14 protein-coding genes are annotated in these 17,955 nt (G+C 63.9%); 3 read left to right on the plus strand and 11 right to left on the minus strand.

Annotated elements, in window-relative coordinates; genetic code table 11:
• A complete protein-coding gene (locus Q0982_RS07015) occupies positions 1 to 1,578 on the plus strand; it encodes a TRAP transporter large permease subunit (RefSeq protein WP_299393378.1) in 1,578 nt (525 codons plus the stop codon).
• Between the two features lie 116 nt (positions 1,579 to 1,694).
• On the opposite strand, the gene Q0982_RS07020 is transcribed toward Q0982_RS07015, so the two are convergent.
• The 6 genes from Q0982_RS07020 to motA all read right to left on the minus strand — a co-directional run bounded on the left by Q0982_RS07020 (position 1,695) and on the right by motA (position 8,432).
• Positions 1,695 to 2,783: a TRAP transporter substrate-binding protein gene (locus tag Q0982_RS07020; RefSeq protein WP_299393381.1), complete on the minus strand. Its 1,089-nt coding sequence runs from the start codon at positions 2,781 to 2,783 to the stop codon at positions 1,695 to 1,697.
• A 168-nt stretch (positions 2,784 to 2,951) separates the two neighbouring features.
• Positions 2,952 to 3,746, minus strand: a complete 795-nt coding sequence (locus Q0982_RS07025; protein ID WP_299393383.1) for an arginyltransferase — start codon at positions 3,744 to 3,746, stop codon at positions 2,952 to 2,954.
• Between the two features lie 157 nt (positions 3,747 to 3,903).
• Entirely contained in the window at positions 3,904 to 4,881 is a 978-nt protein-coding gene (locus tag Q0982_RS07030) for an alpha-E domain-containing protein (protein WP_299393385.1), read from the minus strand.
• Positions 4,874 to 6,262 (minus strand): circularly permuted type 2 ATP-grasp protein, encoded by a 1,389-nt coding sequence (locus Q0982_RS07035; RefSeq protein ID WP_299393386.1) that lies wholly within the window; start codon positions 6,260 to 6,262, stop codon positions 4,874 to 4,876. Before Q0982_RS07035 ends, Q0982_RS07030 begins: the two co-directional genes overlap by 8 nt.
• Before the next feature lie 285 nt (positions 6,263 to 6,547).
• Positions 6,548 to 7,549, minus strand: coding sequence for a flagellar motor protein MotB (locus Q0982_RS07040; RefSeq protein WP_299393389.1), 1,002 nt, complete (start codon positions 7,547 to 7,549; stop codon positions 6,548 to 6,550).
• 19 nt (positions 7,550 to 7,568) lie between these two features.
• On the minus strand, positions 7,569 to 8,432 hold the full coding sequence (gene motA, locus Q0982_RS07045) for a flagellar motor stator protein MotA (protein ID WP_299393391.1): 864 nt from the start codon (positions 8,430 to 8,432) through the stop codon (positions 7,569 to 7,571).
• Positions 8,433 to 8,616: 184 nt separating this feature from the next.
• Here motA and Q0982_RS07050 point away from each other — a divergent pair, with 184 nt between their 5' ends.
• Entirely contained in the window at positions 8,617 to 9,102 is a 486-nt protein-coding gene (locus Q0982_RS07050; RefSeq protein WP_299393394.1) for a flavin reductase family protein, read from the plus strand.
• A gap of 31 nt (positions 9,103 to 9,133) precedes the next feature.
• On the opposite strand, the gene Q0982_RS07055 is transcribed toward Q0982_RS07050, so the two are convergent.
• The 5 genes from Q0982_RS07055 to Q0982_RS07075 all read right to left on the minus strand — a co-directional run bounded on the left by Q0982_RS07055 (position 9,134) and on the right by Q0982_RS07075 (position 15,994).
• Positions 9,134 to 10,306: a PLP-dependent aspartate aminotransferase family protein gene (locus Q0982_RS07055; protein ID WP_299393396.1), complete on the minus strand. Its 1,173-nt coding sequence runs from the start codon at positions 10,304 to 10,306 to the stop codon at positions 9,134 to 9,136.
• Positions 10,307 to 10,312: 6 nt separating this feature from the next.
• Positions 10,313 to 11,695, minus strand: a complete 1,383-nt coding sequence (locus tag Q0982_RS07060) for a pyridoxal-phosphate dependent enzyme (RefSeq protein WP_299393399.1) — start codon at positions 11,693 to 11,695, stop codon at positions 10,313 to 10,315.
• 125 nt (positions 11,696 to 11,820) lie between these two features.
• Positions 11,821 to 13,047: a threonine ammonia-lyase gene (locus Q0982_RS07065; RefSeq protein WP_299393401.1), complete on the minus strand. Its 1,227-nt coding sequence runs from the start codon at positions 13,045 to 13,047 to the stop codon at positions 11,821 to 11,823.
• A gap of 116 nt (positions 13,048 to 13,163) precedes the next feature.
• Positions 13,164 to 15,455, minus strand: coding sequence for a penicillin acylase family protein (locus Q0982_RS07070; protein ID WP_299393403.1), 2,292 nt, complete (start codon positions 15,453 to 15,455; stop codon positions 13,164 to 13,166).
• A 191-nt stretch (positions 15,456 to 15,646) separates the two neighbouring features.
• The gene (locus Q0982_RS07075) at positions 15,647 to 15,994 is read right to left on the minus strand and encodes a hypothetical protein (protein WP_299393406.1); all 348 of its coding nucleotides are present in this window, start codon (positions 15,992 to 15,994) and stop codon (positions 15,647 to 15,649) included.
• Between the two features lie 18 nt (positions 15,995 to 16,012).
• On the opposite strand from Q0982_RS07075, the gene ftsH reads away from it, so the two are divergent.
• Positions 16,013 to 17,932: an ATP-dependent zinc metalloprotease FtsH gene (gene ftsH / locus Q0982_RS07080; RefSeq protein WP_299393407.1), complete on the plus strand. Its 1,920-nt coding sequence runs from the start codon at positions 16,013 to 16,015 to the stop codon at positions 17,930 to 17,932.
• The last annotated feature ends 23 nt before the right edge of the window (positions 17,933 to 17,955 follow it).

A 17,955-nucleotide genomic window follows, 5' to 3' on the forward strand; every position in this document is an offset into this window, starting at 1 on the left:
ATGGATCCCGTACTGCTTGGGGAGATTCTCTCCCTCATCATGTTTGCGACGGCCTGTGGCGTGCTGCTGCTCGGGTTTCCCGTCGCCTTCACTCTGGCTGGTGTTGCCCTTGGCTTTGCCTTCCTCGGGTATGGCCTGGGTATCTTCGATATGCGGCTTCTGGGCGGGTTGGCATCGCGCTACTTCGGCGTCATGACCAACGAGCTGCTGGTTGCGGTTCCGCTCTTCGTCTTTATGGGCGTGATGCTGGAGCGGTCGAGAATCGCCGAACAGCTTCTGGAGACCATGGGCCTGATGTTCGGCCGTCTGCGCGGCGGGTTGGGGCTGTCGGTCATCTTTGTCGGCATGCTGCTGGCGGCATCCACAGGCATCGTCGGGGCCACCGTCGTCACCATGGGGCTGCTTTCGCTGCCCTCGATGCTGAAGGCGGGCTACGACCCGAAGATCGCCTGCGGTACCATCTGCGCCTCCGGCACGCTCGGCCAAATCATTCCGCCCTCCATCGTGTTGGTGCTGCTGGGCGACATCCTCCAGGGCGCCAACACCGAAGCGCAGCTTGCCCTCGGAAACTTCGCCCCGGACCCGGTTTCCGTCGTCGACCTCTTCGCGGGTGCGTTCTTACCGGGCATGATGCTGGTCGGGCTCTACATGCTCTGGATCCTGTTTTCGGCCTGGCGGCGTCCGGATGCCTGTCCGCCGCTGCAGCGGTCGGCGGATGACACCGAGCCTATGGGCCCCCGGGTCCTCCGGGTTCTGGTGCCGCCGGCATCGCTGATCGTCCTGGTCTTGGGGTCAATCCTGCTGGGCGTCGCCACGCCGACGGAGGCGGCCGCCATGGGCTGCATCGGCGCGCTTCTGCTTGCCGGAAGGGCGGCCTTCGAGGAACGGTCCGGGGCGATCTACCTGGCGGCCTTCTGCCTTGTCGCGCTGGTACCCCTGTCGACGATCTTTGATCTGCGTATGCAGCGCGAGACCGTGCCCGTCATCGACTTGGCCGCCGCTGTCGTTGCCGGGGCCTGCATCCTGGCCCTGGCGTTCGGCCTCGCCGTTTCCCTGTCGCGGGTCTATCGCAACGGGATCCTGATCGATGTGATGCGCACCACGGTCAAGATCTCGGCGATGGTCTTCGTGATCCTGCTGGGGGCTTCGGTGTTCAGCCTGGTGTTCCGCGGCCTGGGTGGCGAAGAGATCGTCTCCGACGTTCTCAATGCGCTTCCGGGCGGTGTTTTTGGGGCCGTGGTGGTGGTCATGGCCCTGATGTTCGTGATGGGGTTCTTCCTCGACTTCATCGAGATCGTCTTCGTGGTCGTTCCCATCGTGGGACCCATACTGCTGACGATGGGGCTCGATCCGATTTGGCTTGGCGTGATGATTGCCGTGAACCTGCAGACGTCGTTTCTGACGCCGCCCTTCGGCTTCGCGCTCTTTTATCTGCGCGGGGTTGCGCCGGCCATCATCACGACGATGGACATCTACCGCGGCGTGATGCCGTTTGTGATGATCCAGATCCTCGGTCTTATCCTGATCGCCGCGTTTCCGACGATGGCGACCTGGCTTCCCGGCGTTCTGTTCGACTGATCCAAGACAGCTTCTGCCCCGTGGCGGGGTGCATGAAAAAGGCCGGCGGGGTAACCCGCCGGCCTCTTTTTTTGTGCCTGAAATTCGGCTTACCGTTGCCGGTTACAGCGCCCCGTTCAGCCGGCCCACTGGAAGGGCAGGCCGCGTGCATTGTAGAAGGCTTGCTCCGACACCTTCGCATAGGCGATGGCCTGCTTGCGGAAGGAGATGATGGAGTCCATGACCTCGCGGCTCAAGGGGTCGGCAGAAGCGAGATCTCCGATAACGGTTCCGGAGAGCGTTCCCAGCGCGTTCAGCACGTCATCGGGGAAGCGCTTCAGGTCCACGCCGTGTTCGTTGACCAGAGTGTTGAGGGCGCCATTGTTCTTGGCGACGAACTCGTTCAGCACGTAGGTGTTGGCGTAGGCGTTCGCGGCCTCCACGACGGCCTTGAGGTCGTCTGACAGCGCTTCCCAGGCCTGCAGGCTGATGAAGTTGTCCAGCAGAGTCGCCGGTTCGTGCCAGCCCGGGTAGTAATAGAACTTGGCGCTCTTGTAGAGACCGAAAGCGAGGTCGTTGTAGGGGCCGACCCATTCGGTGGCGTCGATGGCGCCGGACTGCAGGGCAGGCGGGATCTCGCCGCCGGGCAGGTTGACCACGTTGCCGCCGGCTGCCTTGACGACTTCGCCGCCCAGGCCCGGAATGCGCATCTTCAGGCCCTTGTAGTCCTCCAAAGAGTTGATCTCTTTGTTGAACCAGCCGCCGGCCTGAACGCCGGTGTTGCCGGACGCGAAGAACTTGCAGCCCAGTTCCCTGTAGATCTTGTCGGCCAGTTCCTGCCCACCGCCGAACTGCAGCCAGGCGTTCTGCTCCTGGGCGTTCAGGCCAAAGGGGATGGAAGCGATGAACTGGCTCGCGGAAACCTTGCCTTTCCAGTAATAGGGCGCTCCATGGCCCATCTCGATGGTGCCGTTGGCGACTGCATCCATGGTCTCAAAGGGAGGGACGATCTCCCCGCCGCCGTAGACGTCGACGGTCAGCTTGCCGCCGGAAGCCTGCCCGATGAACTCGGCCAGCTTGTTCGCGCCGGTGCCGAGACCGGGAAAATTCTTGGGCCAGGTTGTCTGCATACGCCATTTCTGCAGGCCCTGGGAAATCGCAGGGGCTGGAAAGCTGGAGGCGGCGATGGCGCCGGTCGCCGCCGCAGTGGTTACAGCACGCCTCATAAACTGACGACGTTTCATTTCGGTCCTCCCCGAGGTCGGTAGTGACTGCCAAGTGTGGTCTGCGGGTAATTTGACCTACCCTGTGGTTTGTGCGGCGAGAATAGGCGCCGGGGCGCGGGGACGCAACCGGAGCGATGATGGCGGAGAGCGGCTGAGCCGAGGCGCCGGCTAGGCTGTCGGCAGGGAGAGCGCGTGGTCCGCGCTGCGGCGTATCAGCGGCTGCCAGACCCCGGAGAGGAGGCCTTCCAAGGGCTGGAATCTGGTTTTGTAGGCCATCTTACGACTGTGCTCGATCCAGTAGCCCAGGTAGACGTGCGCGGCGCCCGCTGCAGCGGCTGCGTCAATAAGCCACAGAACCATAAACGTCCCGAGGGAGCGACGGGCCACCGCCGGGTCGAAGAAGCTGTAGACGGCAGAGGGACCGTCGGTGAGCCAGTCGAGAAGGCAGACGGCGACCAGTTGTCCCTCCTCGTCCCGGAACTCGGCGAGCCGGGTATCGACATCGCTCGACTCGACCATGGAAGCGTATTCCTCGGCGATCATGCCCGCCATCTCGCCGTCGCCGTGTCGCGACTGAATGTAGCGGTTGAACAGAGCAAACTGTTCGCCGGTGGCGCGATTGGGCACCGTGGTCACGGAGAGATCTGCATTGAAGCGTGCGATCCGTCGCAGCGACTTGCTCGGCTGGAACTGCCCGACGACAACGCGGACGGGGACGCAGGCATCGCAGGTTGCGCAGGCCGGCCGGTAGGCGAAGCGGTGACTGCGCCGAAAGCCGCCGTGGCTGAGTTGGGTGTAGACCGACTGCGCCTGCGGGCCGCTGATTTCCGTCAGAAGCTTGCGCTCCATGCGGTCAGGCAGATAGGGGCAGGGGGAAGGCTCCAGAACGAAGAAGTCCTGGAGCGGCCCAAAGACACCCTCTTCGGTGGCCAGTGTGACACTGTGTGGACGGTCCTGTCTCATCTGTTCGGGCAACCGGTCCTTCGGTTCAACGCTGTCGCTTCGGTCGGCCGGATAGGACGCACGATCTTACGGTAGAGTGTTGAGCGTGTCTCTGCCCCATCTATGCGGCGATCGGCGCGGCGTCAAGCCACAGGGCTTCATCTCGCAGGGCAGCTTGTCATTGAGCCGCATCGCTCATCTCCTCCGCTGCATAGCCGAAGAAGGCTGCGCCCAGTTCCGAGTGCGTTCGGATCAGCTTGATCTGAACCCAGTCGACAAACTCGTGCAGCCCCTTGGTAATCACCTCGTCGATGGTCGTATCGTCGAGCACGGCGCAGAGCTCGTCCAACTCCTCCAGGGCGCGGCTGCCGCGGCGAAGCCGGTAGTTGGAGCGCAGCTCGGAGAGCCGCATGTCGACCTGGCGGATGCAGGAACTGACAGAGCGCGGGAACTGCGCGTGGAACAGCAGGAAGCCGGCCACTGCCGACTGGCTGAGCCCGCTCGGATAGACCCGCCGGAAGGCGTGGTAGCCGGCCGCTGACCGCAGGACTGCGTTCCACTGGCTCACATCGAAAGGGGATCCCACGGCTTCATGGTTGGGCAGCAGGAGATGGTACTTCACGTCCAGCAGCCGGGTCGTCTGGTCGGCCCTCTCGAGGCACCGTCCGATCTGATAGAAGAACCATCCTTCATCCCGGTAAAAGGTGCCTTCCGTGATCCCTGTATGAGTCTGGCAGGCTTCCTTGACCGTGTTGCAGAAGCGGGCGAGGCGGGGTTCCGGCAGGTCGCCCGGCTTATAGCTCTTCAGCGTGTTGTAGAAGATGTTGAGCTGGATCCACATTTCGGTGGAGATCAACGGCCGCAGGGTTCGTGCGTTGGCGCGCGCGGCGTTCACCCCCGAAATGATGGATGTCGGATTGCTCTGATCGAGCGTGTAGAAAAACAGCACGCTTTCGGCGTCGGCCCTGTCGTGGTTCTCGAAGAATCTCTCTTCATCGCGGTAGAGCTGAAGGATGGATTGCCAGTTCTGCCAGCCGCGGGAGTCGCGGCTGAAGGTTTCGTTGACGTCGAGGATCCGGGCCAGGTTCTCGGCCCTCTCGATGTAACGCGCCATCCAGTAGATGGCCTCGGCATAGCGGCTGAGAAGTCTACTCAAGAACCCAGGTATCCTTTGACCCTCCGCCCTGGGAGGAATTCACGATAATGGAGCCCTTCGTCAGGGCGACGCGGGAGAGTCCGCCGGGCAGAACCCAGGTCGAGCGTCCGGTCACCGCGAAGGGCCGCAGATCGACATGACGGGCGCTGATGCCCTCATCCGTGACTGTCGGGCAGACCGAGAGGTTCACCATCGGCTGGGCGATGTAGTTTGCCGGATCGGCCAGGACATCGGCGCGGCATTTCTCGAGGTCCGCCTTGCTGGCGAGCGGGCCAACTGTAATGCCGTAGCCGCCGGCTTCCCCGACCGGCTTGACCACCAGATCGGAAAGGTTGTCGAGGGTGTAGGCCAGACCCTCCGGCTCACGGCAGATGTGGGTTTCCACGTTGGAGAGGATTGCCTCCTCGTCCAGGTAGTAGCGGATGATCCTCGGCATGTAGGCGTAGACGGCCTTGTCGTCCGCCACCCCGGTTCCGATCGCATTGGCCAGGGTCACTGTGCCCTTGCGGTAGGCCCGCATCAGCCCGGCAGCGCCGAGCATGCTGTCGGGGTTGAAGGCCTCCGGATCCAGGAAATCATCCCCGATACGCCGGTAGATCACGTGGACCGGGTGCAGGCCGTCAATGCTCTTCATGAACACACGGTCTTCGTCGACGACCAGATCGCTGCCCTCGACCAAGGGCACGCCCATCTCCCGCGCCAGGAAGATGTGCTCGAAGTAGGCCGAGTTGTAGGTTCCCGGGGACAGCAACACGACCTGCGGCGATGCGACACCTTCCGGCGCGACGTCGACCAGAGCGTCATGCAGTTTCTGCCCGTAGTTGGAAACCGGCCTGATGCCGATGTTGGCCATCAGATCCGGAAAGCTGCGCTGCATAAGGTGACGATTCTCGACCACGTAGGAAACGCCCGAAGGACAGCGCGCATTGTCCTCGAGAACGACGAAGCGTCCGTCGTCGCCGCGCACAAGATCGGTTCCGTTGATGTGCACGTAGGTGCCAAGCGGGACGTCGATCCCGCGCATCTCCGCGCAGTAGTTGGGATTGCCGAGAACAAGCTCGCGCGGAATGGTCCCGTCCTGCAGGATCTTCTGGTCGTGGTAGATGTCCCAGAGAAAAAGGTTGAGCGCCTTGACCCGCTGTACCACGCCGGCGTTGATGGTCTCCCAATCGTCCGCGGAGATGACGCGGGGGATCACATCGAAAGGCAGGATGCGGTCGATGGCGTCTTTCTGGGTGTAGACGGTAAAGGTGATTCCGAAGCTGTAGAGTTCCAGCTCGGCATCCCGGGCCCGGCCGCGCAGCTCGCCGAGATCGAGGGCCTGCAAACGGTCGCGGATCCGCTGCGTGTGGTCGGCCTCGCGCTCGGGGCTGCCCAGCATCTCGCAAAAGAACCCGTTCGGGCTATAGGCGGTCAGTGGGCCGGACTGCGGCCTGTCTGTGCCTTCCAAAGTGGTAACTCCCTGCTCCCGTCTGCCCCCATCCGTGCGGCAGAGGACCCGGGTTACCCCGGATCTGCTTGTTTTGGGGAATTATTGCAGGGAAACCGGAGCGGAAGCCAGCCTTCAATGGTCTTGCCCACGAACGCTGGCAATCCGGTGCAGTCAGGCTGGCTCTGGAGGGGGGCGGGGAAGGGTTCGGGCGGTGACGATGGCGCAGGAGGCGCCTCAGCCGTCCGATTCATAGACCGGGACGTCCCCGAGCGGCGTCTGGCGCAGCAGGATGATCGAGATCCTGCGGTTGCGGGGGGAGAAAGGGTCTTCCTTGATGAAGGGTTCCTGATCGGCCCGGCCGACGACGGAGGCGATCCGGCTGGCTGGGAGGCCGGCAGCGATCAGGGCGCGCCGGCTCGAATTGGCGCGGTCGGTAGAAAGCTCCCAGTTGGAGTAGCCGTTGTCTGCGGCAAAAGGCGTTGCGTCCGTGTGCCCCTTGATGGCGACCGGGTTCTCAAGCTCATCGATCGCATTGGTGACCAGTGCCAGGAGCCGCTGGGTGTGCGGATACATCTCGGCCGAACCGGAGGCGAACATGGATCTGCCTTCCTGGTCGATGATCTGAATGCGCAGTCCCTCGGGGGTCTGATCTACCACGAGGTTCTTGGCGAAGTCGGCAAGATCGGGAACGGCCTCAATTGCCTGGCGCAGTTCCGTCTCGGCGGCCTCGAAGCGCTCGCCCTCCAACTCCTGGGCCAGCTGTCCAGCCTCGTTGGCATCGCCCGGCTGGTTCGCATCGGCGGGGTCGCCGGCGCGCTCCTGGCTTTCCCCCGCCTTGCTGCCGTCGGTCGGGTTCTCAACCGGGTCCTCGCGCAGTTCGCCCTCGTCCTGGCTGGCGCCCGGCAACGAGACCGTGACGCCGACCGGCGAGGTATCGTTGGCAAGCGCGCCCTCCGAAGTCAGGGTCCGCCCGCCCAGGACGCCGTCGGATCCGCTGGCACTCTGCGACACGCTTTCCGGTGCGAAAGCGGTGACCGGCGTGAAGTACTCGGCGATGCCACGCTTCTGCTCCTCGGTGGTTGCGTTCAACAGCCAGAGCAGCAGAAAGAAGGCCATCATCGCAGTCACGAAATCGGCATAGGCAACCTTCCAGGCGCCGCCGTGGTGACCACCGCCGCCCTTCTTGATCTTCTTGACGATAATGACCGATTGTTCGTCGTTCGCTCCCGCTGCCATCGCGGCTTATCCCCTCGTGCTAGCTGACCGGGGGAAGGGCGCCCACCGCTTCCTCGACCTCGTAGAACGTCGGGCGTTCGTGGCCGACCAGCGCCTTGCGGGCGAACTCGACGGAGACCGCAGGAGCGGATCCATGCATGTGCGCCAGCAGCGCCGCCTTGATGCAATGGAGGAACTTGATCTCGGCGTCGTAGACGGACTGCGCCTTTGATGCGATCGGGCCGACGAAGCCATAGGAGACCCACACGCCCAGGAAGGTACCGACGAGGGCGCCGCCGATCAGCTTGCCGAGAATCTCCGGGGGTTCGGTGATGGACCCCATGGTCTTGATGACACCCAGGACCGCCGCCACGATGCCGAGGGCCGGCATGCCGTCGGCCATGGTCTGAAGCGCATGGGCGGTCTCGGAATGCTCATGGTGGACGAGTTCGATCTCCTCGTCCATCAGTGCTTCCATCTCGTGCGGGTTGTCGGAGCCGAGCGTGAGCATGCGCAGGTAGTCACAGATGAAGGTGATCGCGGTGTCGTTCGCCATAACGCCGGGAAACTGCTGGAACAGCGCCGAGTCCTGAGGGTTCTCGATGTGCTGTTCCAATCCCAGGTTGCCCTTTGTCTTGGCCACCTTAAGAAGCTGATAGAGAAGCTGAAGCAACTCCAAATAGTGTTCTTTTTTGAACTGTGCGCCCTTAAGGGTTTTGCCGATGGCGCCGCCGGTGGATTTCAGAACGCTCGCCGGGTTGGAAATGATGTAGGCGCCGATGGCGGACCCGACGATGATCACAACCTCGAAAGGCTGCCACAGAACGCCCAGCTTGCCGCCCATGGCCATATAGCCGCCGAGCGTGCAGCCGATGACCATCAAGATGCCGACGATAAGCCCCATAGAGCCCCAATCCCTGAAACAAGATCTGCACAGAATCAGCCATCGAAGTTCGCGGATTTGAGTTAATAAGTGGTTTAGTTTGGCCCCTGAACCGGCCGAAATGGCTGAATTGCGGTGGCTTTTTGGTTTTGGTTCGCTTTAATATCCCGCCGCCAACCTGGGTAGTGGTTTACCGGATGCTGAAATGACCTTTGATTCCCTTGCCTTTCGCAGGGCTATGGGCACCTTTGCCACGGGCGTAACGGTCGTGACGACCCGCAATGCCGCGGGGCAGAACTGTGGGGTGACCGTTAACTCCTTCGCCTCTGTCTCGCTGGAGCCGCCGCTCGTCCTGTTCTGCCTGGACCGGGAAGCTATGAGCTTTGGCGCATTTACCGATGCCGAGCGCTTTGCCATCAACTTTCTGACCGCCGAGCAGCATCACCTCTCAGTTCGCTTTTCCGTATCCGCGACCGACAAGTGGGATGGCGTGGCTTACGATCCCTGGGCCGACGGCCTGCCGATGCTCAAGGGGTGTCTGGCCAACCTCGGATGCCGCAGGGAGGCGGTCTACGACGGCGGCGATCACGTCATCATCGTCGGGTTCGTCGAGGACCTGCGAGTCAGCGAAACGCGGGAACCACTGGTCTACTATCAGAGCGGATACCGCGCCATCGGCCCAAGTCTCTGATAAGTCCGGCTGGTCTGCCTGACTCTCCAGTCTATGCCAGCGCGTTCTGAAGGTCCGCCAGGAGATCGTCTTCCCCTTCGATCCCGACGGAGAGGCGCACGAGGCCGTCGCTGATTCCCAGTTCGGCGCGGATGCTTTCGGGAATCGAGGCGTGGGTCATGATCGCCGGATGCTCGATCAGACTCTCGACGCCTCCGAGGCTTTCCGCCAGGGCGAAGAGCTCGACGCGTTCCAGGAACCGCCGTGCGGTGTCCAGGCCGCCTTTCAGAACCGCCGTCACCATGCCCCCGGGCGCATCCATCTGCTGCTCCGCCAAGTCGTACTGCGAATGAGAACGCAGGCCCGGGTAATAGACCCGCTCCACTTTCGGATGGGCTTCCAGATACTCGGCGACGGCCTGGGCGTTGCTGCAGTGACGCTCCATGCGCAAGGCGAGCGTTTTCAGTCCGCGCAGCGCCAGGAAGCTGTCGAAGGGCCCCTGGACCGCGCCAACGGCGTTCTGAAGGAAGGCCAGCTTCTCCGCCAGCGCCGGGTTCTCACCGACGACGAGCACACCGCCGACCATATCGGAATGGCCGTTCAGGTACTTCGTTGCCGAGTGCATGACCAGGTCAAACCCCAGTTCCAGCGGCCGCTGGACCCAGGGCGACGCGAAGGTGTTGTCGCAGGCGCAGATCAGGCCGTGCTTCTTCGCGATGGCGGCTACAGCTTCCAGATCGACCAGTTTTAGAAGTGGATTGGTCGGGGTCTCCACCCAGACCATCTTCGTCTCCGGCCGGATCGCGGCCTCCAGGTCTTCGGTCTTCGTCAGGTCGACGAAGGAGAACGAAAGCCCCGCGGAACGCTTGCGCACGTTCTCGAACAGCCTGTAGCTGCCGCCGTAGAGGTCGTCCATGGCGACGATGTGGCTGCCGCTCTCCAGGCTGTCGAGCGTGGTGGCGATCGCGGAAAGGCCGGAGGCGAAGGCAAAGCCCTGCTGCCCGCTTTCCAGATCCGCGATGCAGCGCTCATAGGCCATGCGTGTCGGGTTCTGGGAGCGGCTGTACTCATAACCCTTGTGAACGCCCGGGCTCTCCTGGACATAGGTGGAGGTAGCATAGATCGGCGGCATGATGGCGCCGGTGGTCGGGTCCGGGGCCTGACCGGCGTGGATCACGCGGGTCGCAAAGGCCGGGCGGTTGCGGCTTCGTGAGGAGTCTGGCATGGCGGGTCACTTCATCCGGCGGCGCAGGTGGTTGAGCAGATCGATACGCGTGATCAGGCCCAGGAACTCTCCGCCATCGAAAACGATGGCCACATGATCCTGAGAGAAGATCGGCAACAGGGCGTCGATCGGTTGATCGGCACTGACGGTGTCCAGCTTTGCCGTCATCGCACTGGAAACCGGGTCTTTGAAGCGCTCGTCATGACCGAAGACCCGCAGCAGGATGTCGCTTTCGTCGATGATGCCGGCGACACCGCCGTGTTCGTCCAGAACCGGCAATTGAGAGATATCGTAGAGCTTCATGCGGCCGTAGGCGACCAGCAGATTGTCGCCGGGAGCCACAGTGACGGTGCCGTGTTCGTCATGGCGCCGGCTGATCAGGTCGCGGAGATCGCCCTTCTGCGGCCGTTCGATGAAGCCCTGATCGACCATCCAGTAATCGTTGAACATCTTGGATAGGTATTTGTTGCCGCTGTCGCAGACGAAGGTCACCACGCGCTTCGGCTCGGTCTGCTCCCGGCAGTAGCGCAGCGCCGCGGAAATCAGCGTTCCGGAGGAAGAGCCGGCGAGGATCCCCTCGACCCGCAGCAGGTCGCGGGCTGTTGCCAGCGACTCACTGTCCGGGATGACATAGGCCTTCTTCACGTCCGACAGATCGCAGTTGTCGGGCAGGAAGTCCTCGCCGATGCCCTCGACGATCCAGCTTCCGACGTCCTCGCTCAGGACCCCGGTCTTCACGTAGTCGGCCAGAACGGAGCCCTCGGGGTCCGCCAGCACCATCTCCACTTTGTTGGACACGGAGGCGAAGAAGCGGGAAAGGCCGGTGATCGTGCCGCCGGAGCCGACGCCACAGACCATGGCGTCCAGGTCATGTCCCATCTGTTCCCAGATCTCCGGCCCCGTTGTGGTCTGGTGGGCGAGCGGATTTGCAGGGTTGGAGAATTGATTGACGTAGAAAGCGCCGGTCTCCTTGGAGATGCGCTCGGCCATGTCCTGATAGTACTCCGGATGACCCTTGCCGACGTCCGATCGGGTGAGCATGACATCGACCCCCAGGGCGCGCAGATGGAAGATCTTCTCCTGCGCCATCTTGTCGGGCACGATCAGGGTCAGGTGGTAGCCTTTTTGGGCGGCGACCAGGGCCAGACCCAGCCCGGTATTGCCGGCGGTGGCTTCGATCAGCCGTCCCCCGGGCTTGAGGGTACCGTCCCGTTCCGCCGCTTCGATCATCGACTTGCCGATGCGGTCCTTGATCGAGCCGCCGGGGTTTTCGCTTTCAAGCTTCAGGAACAGGCGGCAGGGGCCCGTGTCGGTCTTGGTCACCTCGATCATGGGCGTGTTGCCGATACGCTCCATGACACCGTGAAAGACGGCGCCGCTTTCGGCCATTCTCGGATCCTCCCAGGTTGGACAGCGACGACGAGGGACGCAGCGTCCTTATCCCCTAAGGGATAAGGCGGTCCCCCGCAAGGCCCGCTGTCCGGGGCCGGCCGGATTTCGAGCCCTGTGGGCGGTCAGAGCGTTCCCTGTTGCGACAGATCGGAGAGCGTGCGCGTGGGGAAGCCGTCCTCCCTGAGCTGCGTGACGACCTCGGCAATGTGCTCGGCGTTCCGGGTCTCCAGGACCACGTCGACCTCGGCCTGCTTGGCCGGCACGTCGTAGAACAGCCTTTGATGATAGACCTCGATGATGTTGCCGCCGGTCTTGCCGATGATGCTCGCGATTCGGGCCAAAACCCCGGGTTGGTCGACGATGCCGATGCGCAGGCGGGCCATGCGCCCGTCACGGATCAGGCCGCGGGTGAGGATGCTGGAGAGCAGTTTCAGGTCGATGTTGCCGCCGCAGATCACGCAGGCGACCCTGCGACCGGCGAAGCGTTCGGGCTCCGCCAGAATCGCGGCAACGCCCGCGGCACCGGCGCCTTCTACCACCAGCTTCTGTTCCTCCGCCAGCCGGTGAACGGCAGCTTCGATTGCTGATTCCGGAGTGACGATGATGTCGGCGACGAGCCTTTCGATGATCGCCTTGGTGAGCTTTCCGGGCACCTTCACCGCAATCCCGTCGGCAAGGCTGGACCCTCCGGTCATGGTCTGGGTGCCCTTGAGGGTATCGCGCATGGAGGGAAAGAGCGCGCTCTCCACGCCGATCATTTCGATCGCCGGGTTGGCGTCCTTTGCGACGGTTGCGATTCCCGACATCAGGCCCCCGCCTCCGATCGGGACCACGATCGTTTCGACGTCCGGGCAGTCCTCCAGGATCTCCAGGCCCGTGGTGCCCTGTCCGGCGATCACGTCCTCGTCGTCAAAGGGGTGCACGAAGGTCAGACCCTCTTCTTCGGCGATCTGATAGGCCGCGTGTGCCGAGGCATCCAGGGTGTCGCCTGTCAGTACCACCCTTGCCCCGAAGGCACGGGTTCTCTCGACCTTGGAGAAGGGTGCAAACTCCGGCATCACGATGGTGGCCGGGATGCCGAGGCGTCCGGCGTGATAGGCGACCCCCTGGGCGTGGTTGCCCGCCGACATCGCGATGACTCCCCGCTTGGCCTCGTCCCCTGAAAGCTTGCTGAGGCGAATGTAGGACCCGCGGTCCTTGAAGGAACCCGTGTGCTGCAGGTTCTCCAGTTTGAGGAAGAGATCGCATCCCAGCTGCTCGGAAAGCCGGCTGGCACGCACAAGGGGGGTGCGGATCACCTGGCCGCGCAGCCGTTCGGCTGCGCTGCGTATTGCTTCCACGGTCGTCATGGTCGTGCCCTCCCCGGATTCCGGCCTTGCCCTTCTGCTGGGCCCTTGCGGGCGCCGGGGCTTGTGCCGGCAATGACTGTCGCCGCTGGTGTTCAGGGGCTGCTGATGTTCACCGGCTATTGTGGCGCCGGGCGCAGCATTAACTGTTCCGCGACCGCCCAGGTTTCGGGGCCCAGCGACACCGTAAGGCCGTCGCGCCAGCGCTCGGAAAGGCTACCATAGAGGCCGGACAGCGGGCTGCCCGACTGGCCGGTCGCGATCATGAAGCGGGAACGGTCGAGATCCTCCAGATCATAGACCGCACGGAAGCCGGCCCCGTGAACGTTCTCGAAGAGGGTTTCGGGGGCGCCCCCCAAACGGGGCGAGGCGCGGTTGACGGTGTCGCTGCCGCCGTCGGTCTCCAGGCGCTTGGTCAGCAAACCGCCGATCACCGGAATGCGGCTGAACACGGGGTGGCGGAAGCGGGCAACATGGGCCTCTCCCCAGCGCCAGCTCGTCATATCGCTGCCGAAACGGTCTGACAGCAGGTCGAGGGCACTGTCCAGGGCGACGGCGATCTGGTCGTCGCAGCTCTCTACGGCTTCGGTCGTCACGTCATCGCACCACGGGCTGTCGTCGCTGATGAGGCGTTCGACGGTGTAGAGGCCGCCCTCGACGAAGTCTCGGTAACTGCTGCCAAGCTCGTCAGCCAGGATCTCCCGGGTCAAGGCCCAGATCCAGGCTTGCACGATCAGCGGCTCCGGCGCGTTCCGGTGCATGCGCAGATCCCAGGACCGGATCATGGTGAGCGCTTCGCGCGCACGCTGGCTGCCGGGCTCCATGGCAAGCAGGCGCGGCAGGATCCGTTTCATGCCGCTGGCCACGATGTCCTGCTGCAGAATGACGGAATCTCCGACCGAGTGACTTCCGCCGGCCACGTTGAGCGCCGCCTCGATCCGTTCGGCACGGTAGGGTGCCGGCCAATCCACGGCGATCAGATGAGGATAGCTGTCCGGCACGATCTTGTTGTTTGCGTTGATCAGGACACCGCTGCGCGGATTGACGGAGACCGGCAACTCCTCGAAGGGCACGAAGCCGATCCAGTCGAAGGCGCCATCCCAGCCCGGCACCGGGTGTTGGCCGTCGCCGGCCCTGCGGATGGGAACGCGCGCCGGGGCGATGAATGCGATATTGCCGTCGACGTCGGCATAGAGGAAGTTCTGCTGGGGCGAATGGAACTGGCGCAGGGCATCGCGAAAGGCTGCCCAGTCTTTCGCATGGTTTATCCCGTAGAGAGCGTCGGCGGTGCGGTCGTCCTTGCGCAGGGCCGGCCAGGACAAGGCAAGCACGGCGTCCGTGCCGGCAGAACCGCTTGGAATGACGTCACTCATGACAGGGCCGTGCCGGGTCTCGCGGACGACGAGGCGCTGGGCATCGCCACCGCGCACGCGGATCACCTCGTCCCGGGTTCGGAACGGAAGGGCACCCTCGGGGGACTCGTAGCTGCTGGGGTCATCGGCCATCAGGCGCTGAATGAAAAAGTCCTGCGTATCGCTGTGGGTGGTGGTCAGGCCCCAGGCGAGCCGTTCGTTATGACCGACGATCAGGAAGGGCACGCCCGGTGCCGTTGCGCCGGCCAGCGTAAGGCCCGGCGCCTCGAGCCGGGCCAGCATCCAAACCCCTGGCGAGTCTAGGGAAAGGTGGGGATCGTTGGCCAGAATCGGCAGGCCGCTGGTGGTCCGGCTGCCTGCGACCGCCCAGGCGTTGGACGCGCCGGTCGGCTCCAGCCAGGGCGGAAGCAGATGCGAGAGCTGTTCGGCAACGAACTGGTCGACCAGGCTCGCCCTGCCTTGCAGCGTCAGCGGACCGTCCTCGGGGTAGCTTGGCCAGAGCGCCGCGATCTTGTCCGGGCTGAAGCGGCCGGCAAGCCGGGCACGGCTGAGTTCGGAGCGCCAGTTGTCGGACAGGCGCAGCGCCATCACCCGGCCCCACAGCAGGGAGTCGACGGCGCTCCAGGGTTCCGGTTCGTAGCGCAGGATCTGGAACTCCACGGGCAGCGGGCCGGTCCTGCTTTCCAGGAAGGCGTTTACGCCCTCGGCGTAGGCGTCCAGGGCAGCCCGCGTCTCCGGATCGAGGTGCTCCAGGTTCGCTTCGGCAACACGCCGGAACCCCAGCGTCCGGAAAAACCGGTCGTGGCGTATCGTCGCTTCGCCGACCACCTCCGAAAGCCGCCCGCTGGCCGTGCGGCGCATGAAGTCCATCTGCCAGAGGCGTTCCTGCGCGTGAACAAAGCCCAGGGCGCGATAGAGGTCTGGTTCGTTCTCTGCGCGGATGCGCACCAAGCCATCGCGGTCGCGCTCCACGGAGACCTCCGCGGCGAGACCTGAAACCAGGACATCGCCCTCGGTCTGCGGCAGAGAGCGGAACATCCAGAGGGTAGCCAGAACTGCGGCGAGCAAGACAACACCAAGCAGGCCGCTAACGACAATTCCAAGGTACTTCAAAGATTTCCGCATCTCACCGCCAATGATTGCAAATCCATGACGTTCCTCTGTTTGCTCCCAAAGCAAGAACCCTTGCGCTAACGTCCTGCAATCCGTTGGCGCTCGGGTCGCTGGGTTCAACGGGTAAGGTATTCGCGCAAGGGGGGCAAGGCCATGGCTGCGCAGGATCTCAAAAAGGTCATCATCGCCGGGTTGGCTGGGATCGCTGCGGTGCCGGCCGAAAACTGCCGGCGCTTCAACAGGGCCCGCAGGACACCCTGGTGGCGGTCAGCCGAGGCTTTCGGGACGGGTAGCGCTTCAAAGATGTCGAAAACGCCATCTGCGACATGGAACCGCGCGTGAAAGCGGCGGACAGCGCGGTGCGCCGGATCTGCATCGCAGCCCAGTCCTGGGAGGCCCACCGAAGACGCCGTCTGAGTGATCGAAACGGCCGAACTTAGTGGTTGCGGCTTGACCTGGATCATTCAGCGATCTGCGTATAATTGCTAAATTCTAATGAGTTAGCGATTACAGGAGCGTGGGAGGTCGAGCTGAAGGGGATTACGAAGTGGCTCCCGTTCCTTCTCGTCGGTCTGCTGCTGTTCGGGTACTTCATCAGCCTGCAGCAGCCCCCTCGGCAGCCGGAGCGCAGCACCGAGATCGCCTATAGCGAGTTCAAGACCCTGCTGAAGGAGCGTCGCGTCGGCGATATCGTGATGGAGGGACAGCAGGTCACGGCCAGCCTGAGGCGGACCGCGGCCGATGGTCAGGCCGCCGGTGAGCCCTCCGCCGGGGTGGAACGGGTGGTAACCGCCCTCCCGGCGCTTCAGGATCCGGAACTCTTTGAGCTGATCGACGAGAGCGGCGCCAGCCTGATGATCCGCCCGGAAGCGGAGCGCGAGAGCAACTGGATCATCGGCCTGCTGCCCTGGCTGGTTTTCCTGGGGCTGTATTTCTGGTTCTGGCAGCGCATGCAGAGCAACATCGTGGGCCGCTTCGGCGGGCGAGACCCCTCGGACTTCCTGACCGGTTCAGCCAAGCGGGAAACGAAAACCAGCCGCCGCATTACCTTCGAAGATGTCGCCGGACAGGACGCCGCCAAGCGCGAGGTCGGGGAGCTTGTCGACTTTCTGAGAGATCCGGAGCGTTACCGGCGCCTTGGCGCCGAGCCCCCGCGCGGGGTCCTGCTGATGGGGCCGCCGGGCACCGGCAAGACCCTGCTGGCGAGGGCGCTGGCCGGTGAAGCGGGGGTCGCCTTCTATCACACCTCTGCTTCAGAGTTCATCGAGATGTTCGTCGGAGTCGGCGCGTCGCGGGTGCGCAAGATGTTCGACGAAGCAAAGCAGCGCGCGCCGAGCATCATCTTCATCGACGAACTGGACGCCGTGGGCCGTGTGCGCGGCACGGGGCTGGGCGGCGGCAACGACGAACGCGAGCAGACACTGAACCAGATCCTCGCGGAGATGGACGGCTTCTCGGGGCATGAGGCGGTGATCGTCCTGGCTGCCACGAACCGGCCGGATGTCCTGGATCCTGCCCTGCTGAGGCCGGGCCGCTTTGATCGCCATGTCACCTTGGAACTGCCGGATCGCGAGGCCCGTAAGGCGATCTTGCGCGTCCATACCCGCAACATGCCCCTGGCCCAGGATGTGGACCTCGGAATTGTGGCCGCGGCCACCCCGGGCTTCTCGGGCGCCGACCTGAAGAACCTTGTGAACGAGGCCGCGATGGCGGCGGCCCGGGCAAACGAAGCCGCCATTCACATGCGTCACTTCGACGACATGCGGGACAAGGTGATGATGGGCACGGTGCGCAGCCTGGCGATTCGGCCGGACGAGCGGCACCGCCTGGCCGTCCACGAGGCCGGGCACACCGTTGTGGCGCATTTCCTGCCCCAGGCCGACCCCCTCTACAAGGTGACCATCATCCCACGGGGGCGTTCCCTTGGCGGCACTCACATGCTGCCGGAGGAGGAGCGTCACACCCTGCCAGTGGACTACCTGAAAGACCGGCTCGCCGTTCTGCTGGCCGGGCGCACCGCTGAGCAGGAGCTTCTGGGCAGTGTCAGTTCCGGCGCCGATGACGACATCCAAAAGGCCACCCAGATGGCGCGGGCGATGGTGGCCCGCTGGGGCATGTCGGAGGAGATCGGGCCGGTGGACCTGCGCCAGAGCGACGAGCACCCGTTCCTGGGTCGCGAGATCGCGCAGCCGAGGCGCTTCAGCGAGACCACCGCTCACGACGTCGATACCTCCGTCTCCAAGCTGCTGCAGGAGGCGGCCGGGCGCGCTGCCGAGGTCATCCGAGTCAATCGCCAGGGCATGGACAACCTGATCCGCCGCCTGGAGGAGCGGGAGAGCCTGGACGCCCAGGAGATCGAGGCCTGCCTCGGTCCCGCCGTTAACCGGGGGTCCGCGGCCTAGCATGCCGACACCTGGGGCCTCGC

The sequence above is a fragment of the Pelagibius sp. genome (genome assembly GCF_028281305.1).
Taxonomy (GTDB): domain Bacteria; phylum Pseudomonadota; class Alphaproteobacteria; order Kiloniellales; family Kiloniellaceae; genus Pelagibius.

Coding starts and splice junctions, on each gene's coding strand:
- Q0982_RS07015 (WP_299393378.1), top strand. CDS start 1: ATGGATCCCGTACTGCTTGGGGAGATTCTCTCCCTCATCATGTTTGCG.
- Q0982_RS07020 (WP_299393381.1), bottom strand. CDS start 2,783: ATGAGGCGTGCTGTAACCACTGCGGCGGCGACCGGCGCCATCGCCGCC.
- Q0982_RS07025 (WP_299393383.1), bottom strand. CDS start 3,746: ATGAGACAGGACCGTCCACACAGTGTCACACTGGCCACCGAAGAGGGT.
- Q0982_RS07035 (WP_299393386.1), bottom strand. CDS start 6,262: ATGCTGGGCAGCCCCGAGCGCGAGGCCGACCACACGCAGCGGATCCGC.
- Q0982_RS07040 (WP_299393389.1), bottom strand. CDS start 7,549: ATGGCAGCGGGAGCGAACGACGAACAATCGGTCATTATCGTCAAGAAG.
- motA (WP_299393391.1), bottom strand. CDS start 8,432: ATGGGGCTTATCGTCGGCATCTTGATGGTCATCGGCTGCACGCTCGGC.
- Q0982_RS07050 (WP_299393394.1), top strand. CDS start 8,617: ATGACCTTTGATTCCCTTGCCTTTCGCAGGGCTATGGGCACCTTTGCC.
- Q0982_RS07055 (WP_299393396.1), bottom strand. CDS start 10,306: ATGCCAGACTCCTCACGAAGCCGCAACCGCCCGGCCTTTGCGACCCGC.
- Q0982_RS07060 (WP_299393399.1), bottom strand. CDS start 11,695: ATGGCCGAAAGCGGCGCCGTCTTTCACGGTGTCATGGAGCGTATCGGC.
- Q0982_RS07065 (WP_299393401.1), bottom strand. CDS start 13,047: ATGACGACCGTGGAAGCAATACGCAGCGCAGCCGAACGGCTGCGCGGC.
- Q0982_RS07070 (WP_299393403.1), bottom strand. CDS start 15,455: ATGTTCCGCTCTCTGCCGCAGACCGAGGGCGATGTCCTGGTTTCAGGT.
- Q0982_RS07075 (WP_299393406.1), bottom strand. CDS start 15,994: ATGATCCAGGTCAAGCCGCAACCACTAAGTTCGGCCGTTTCGATCACT.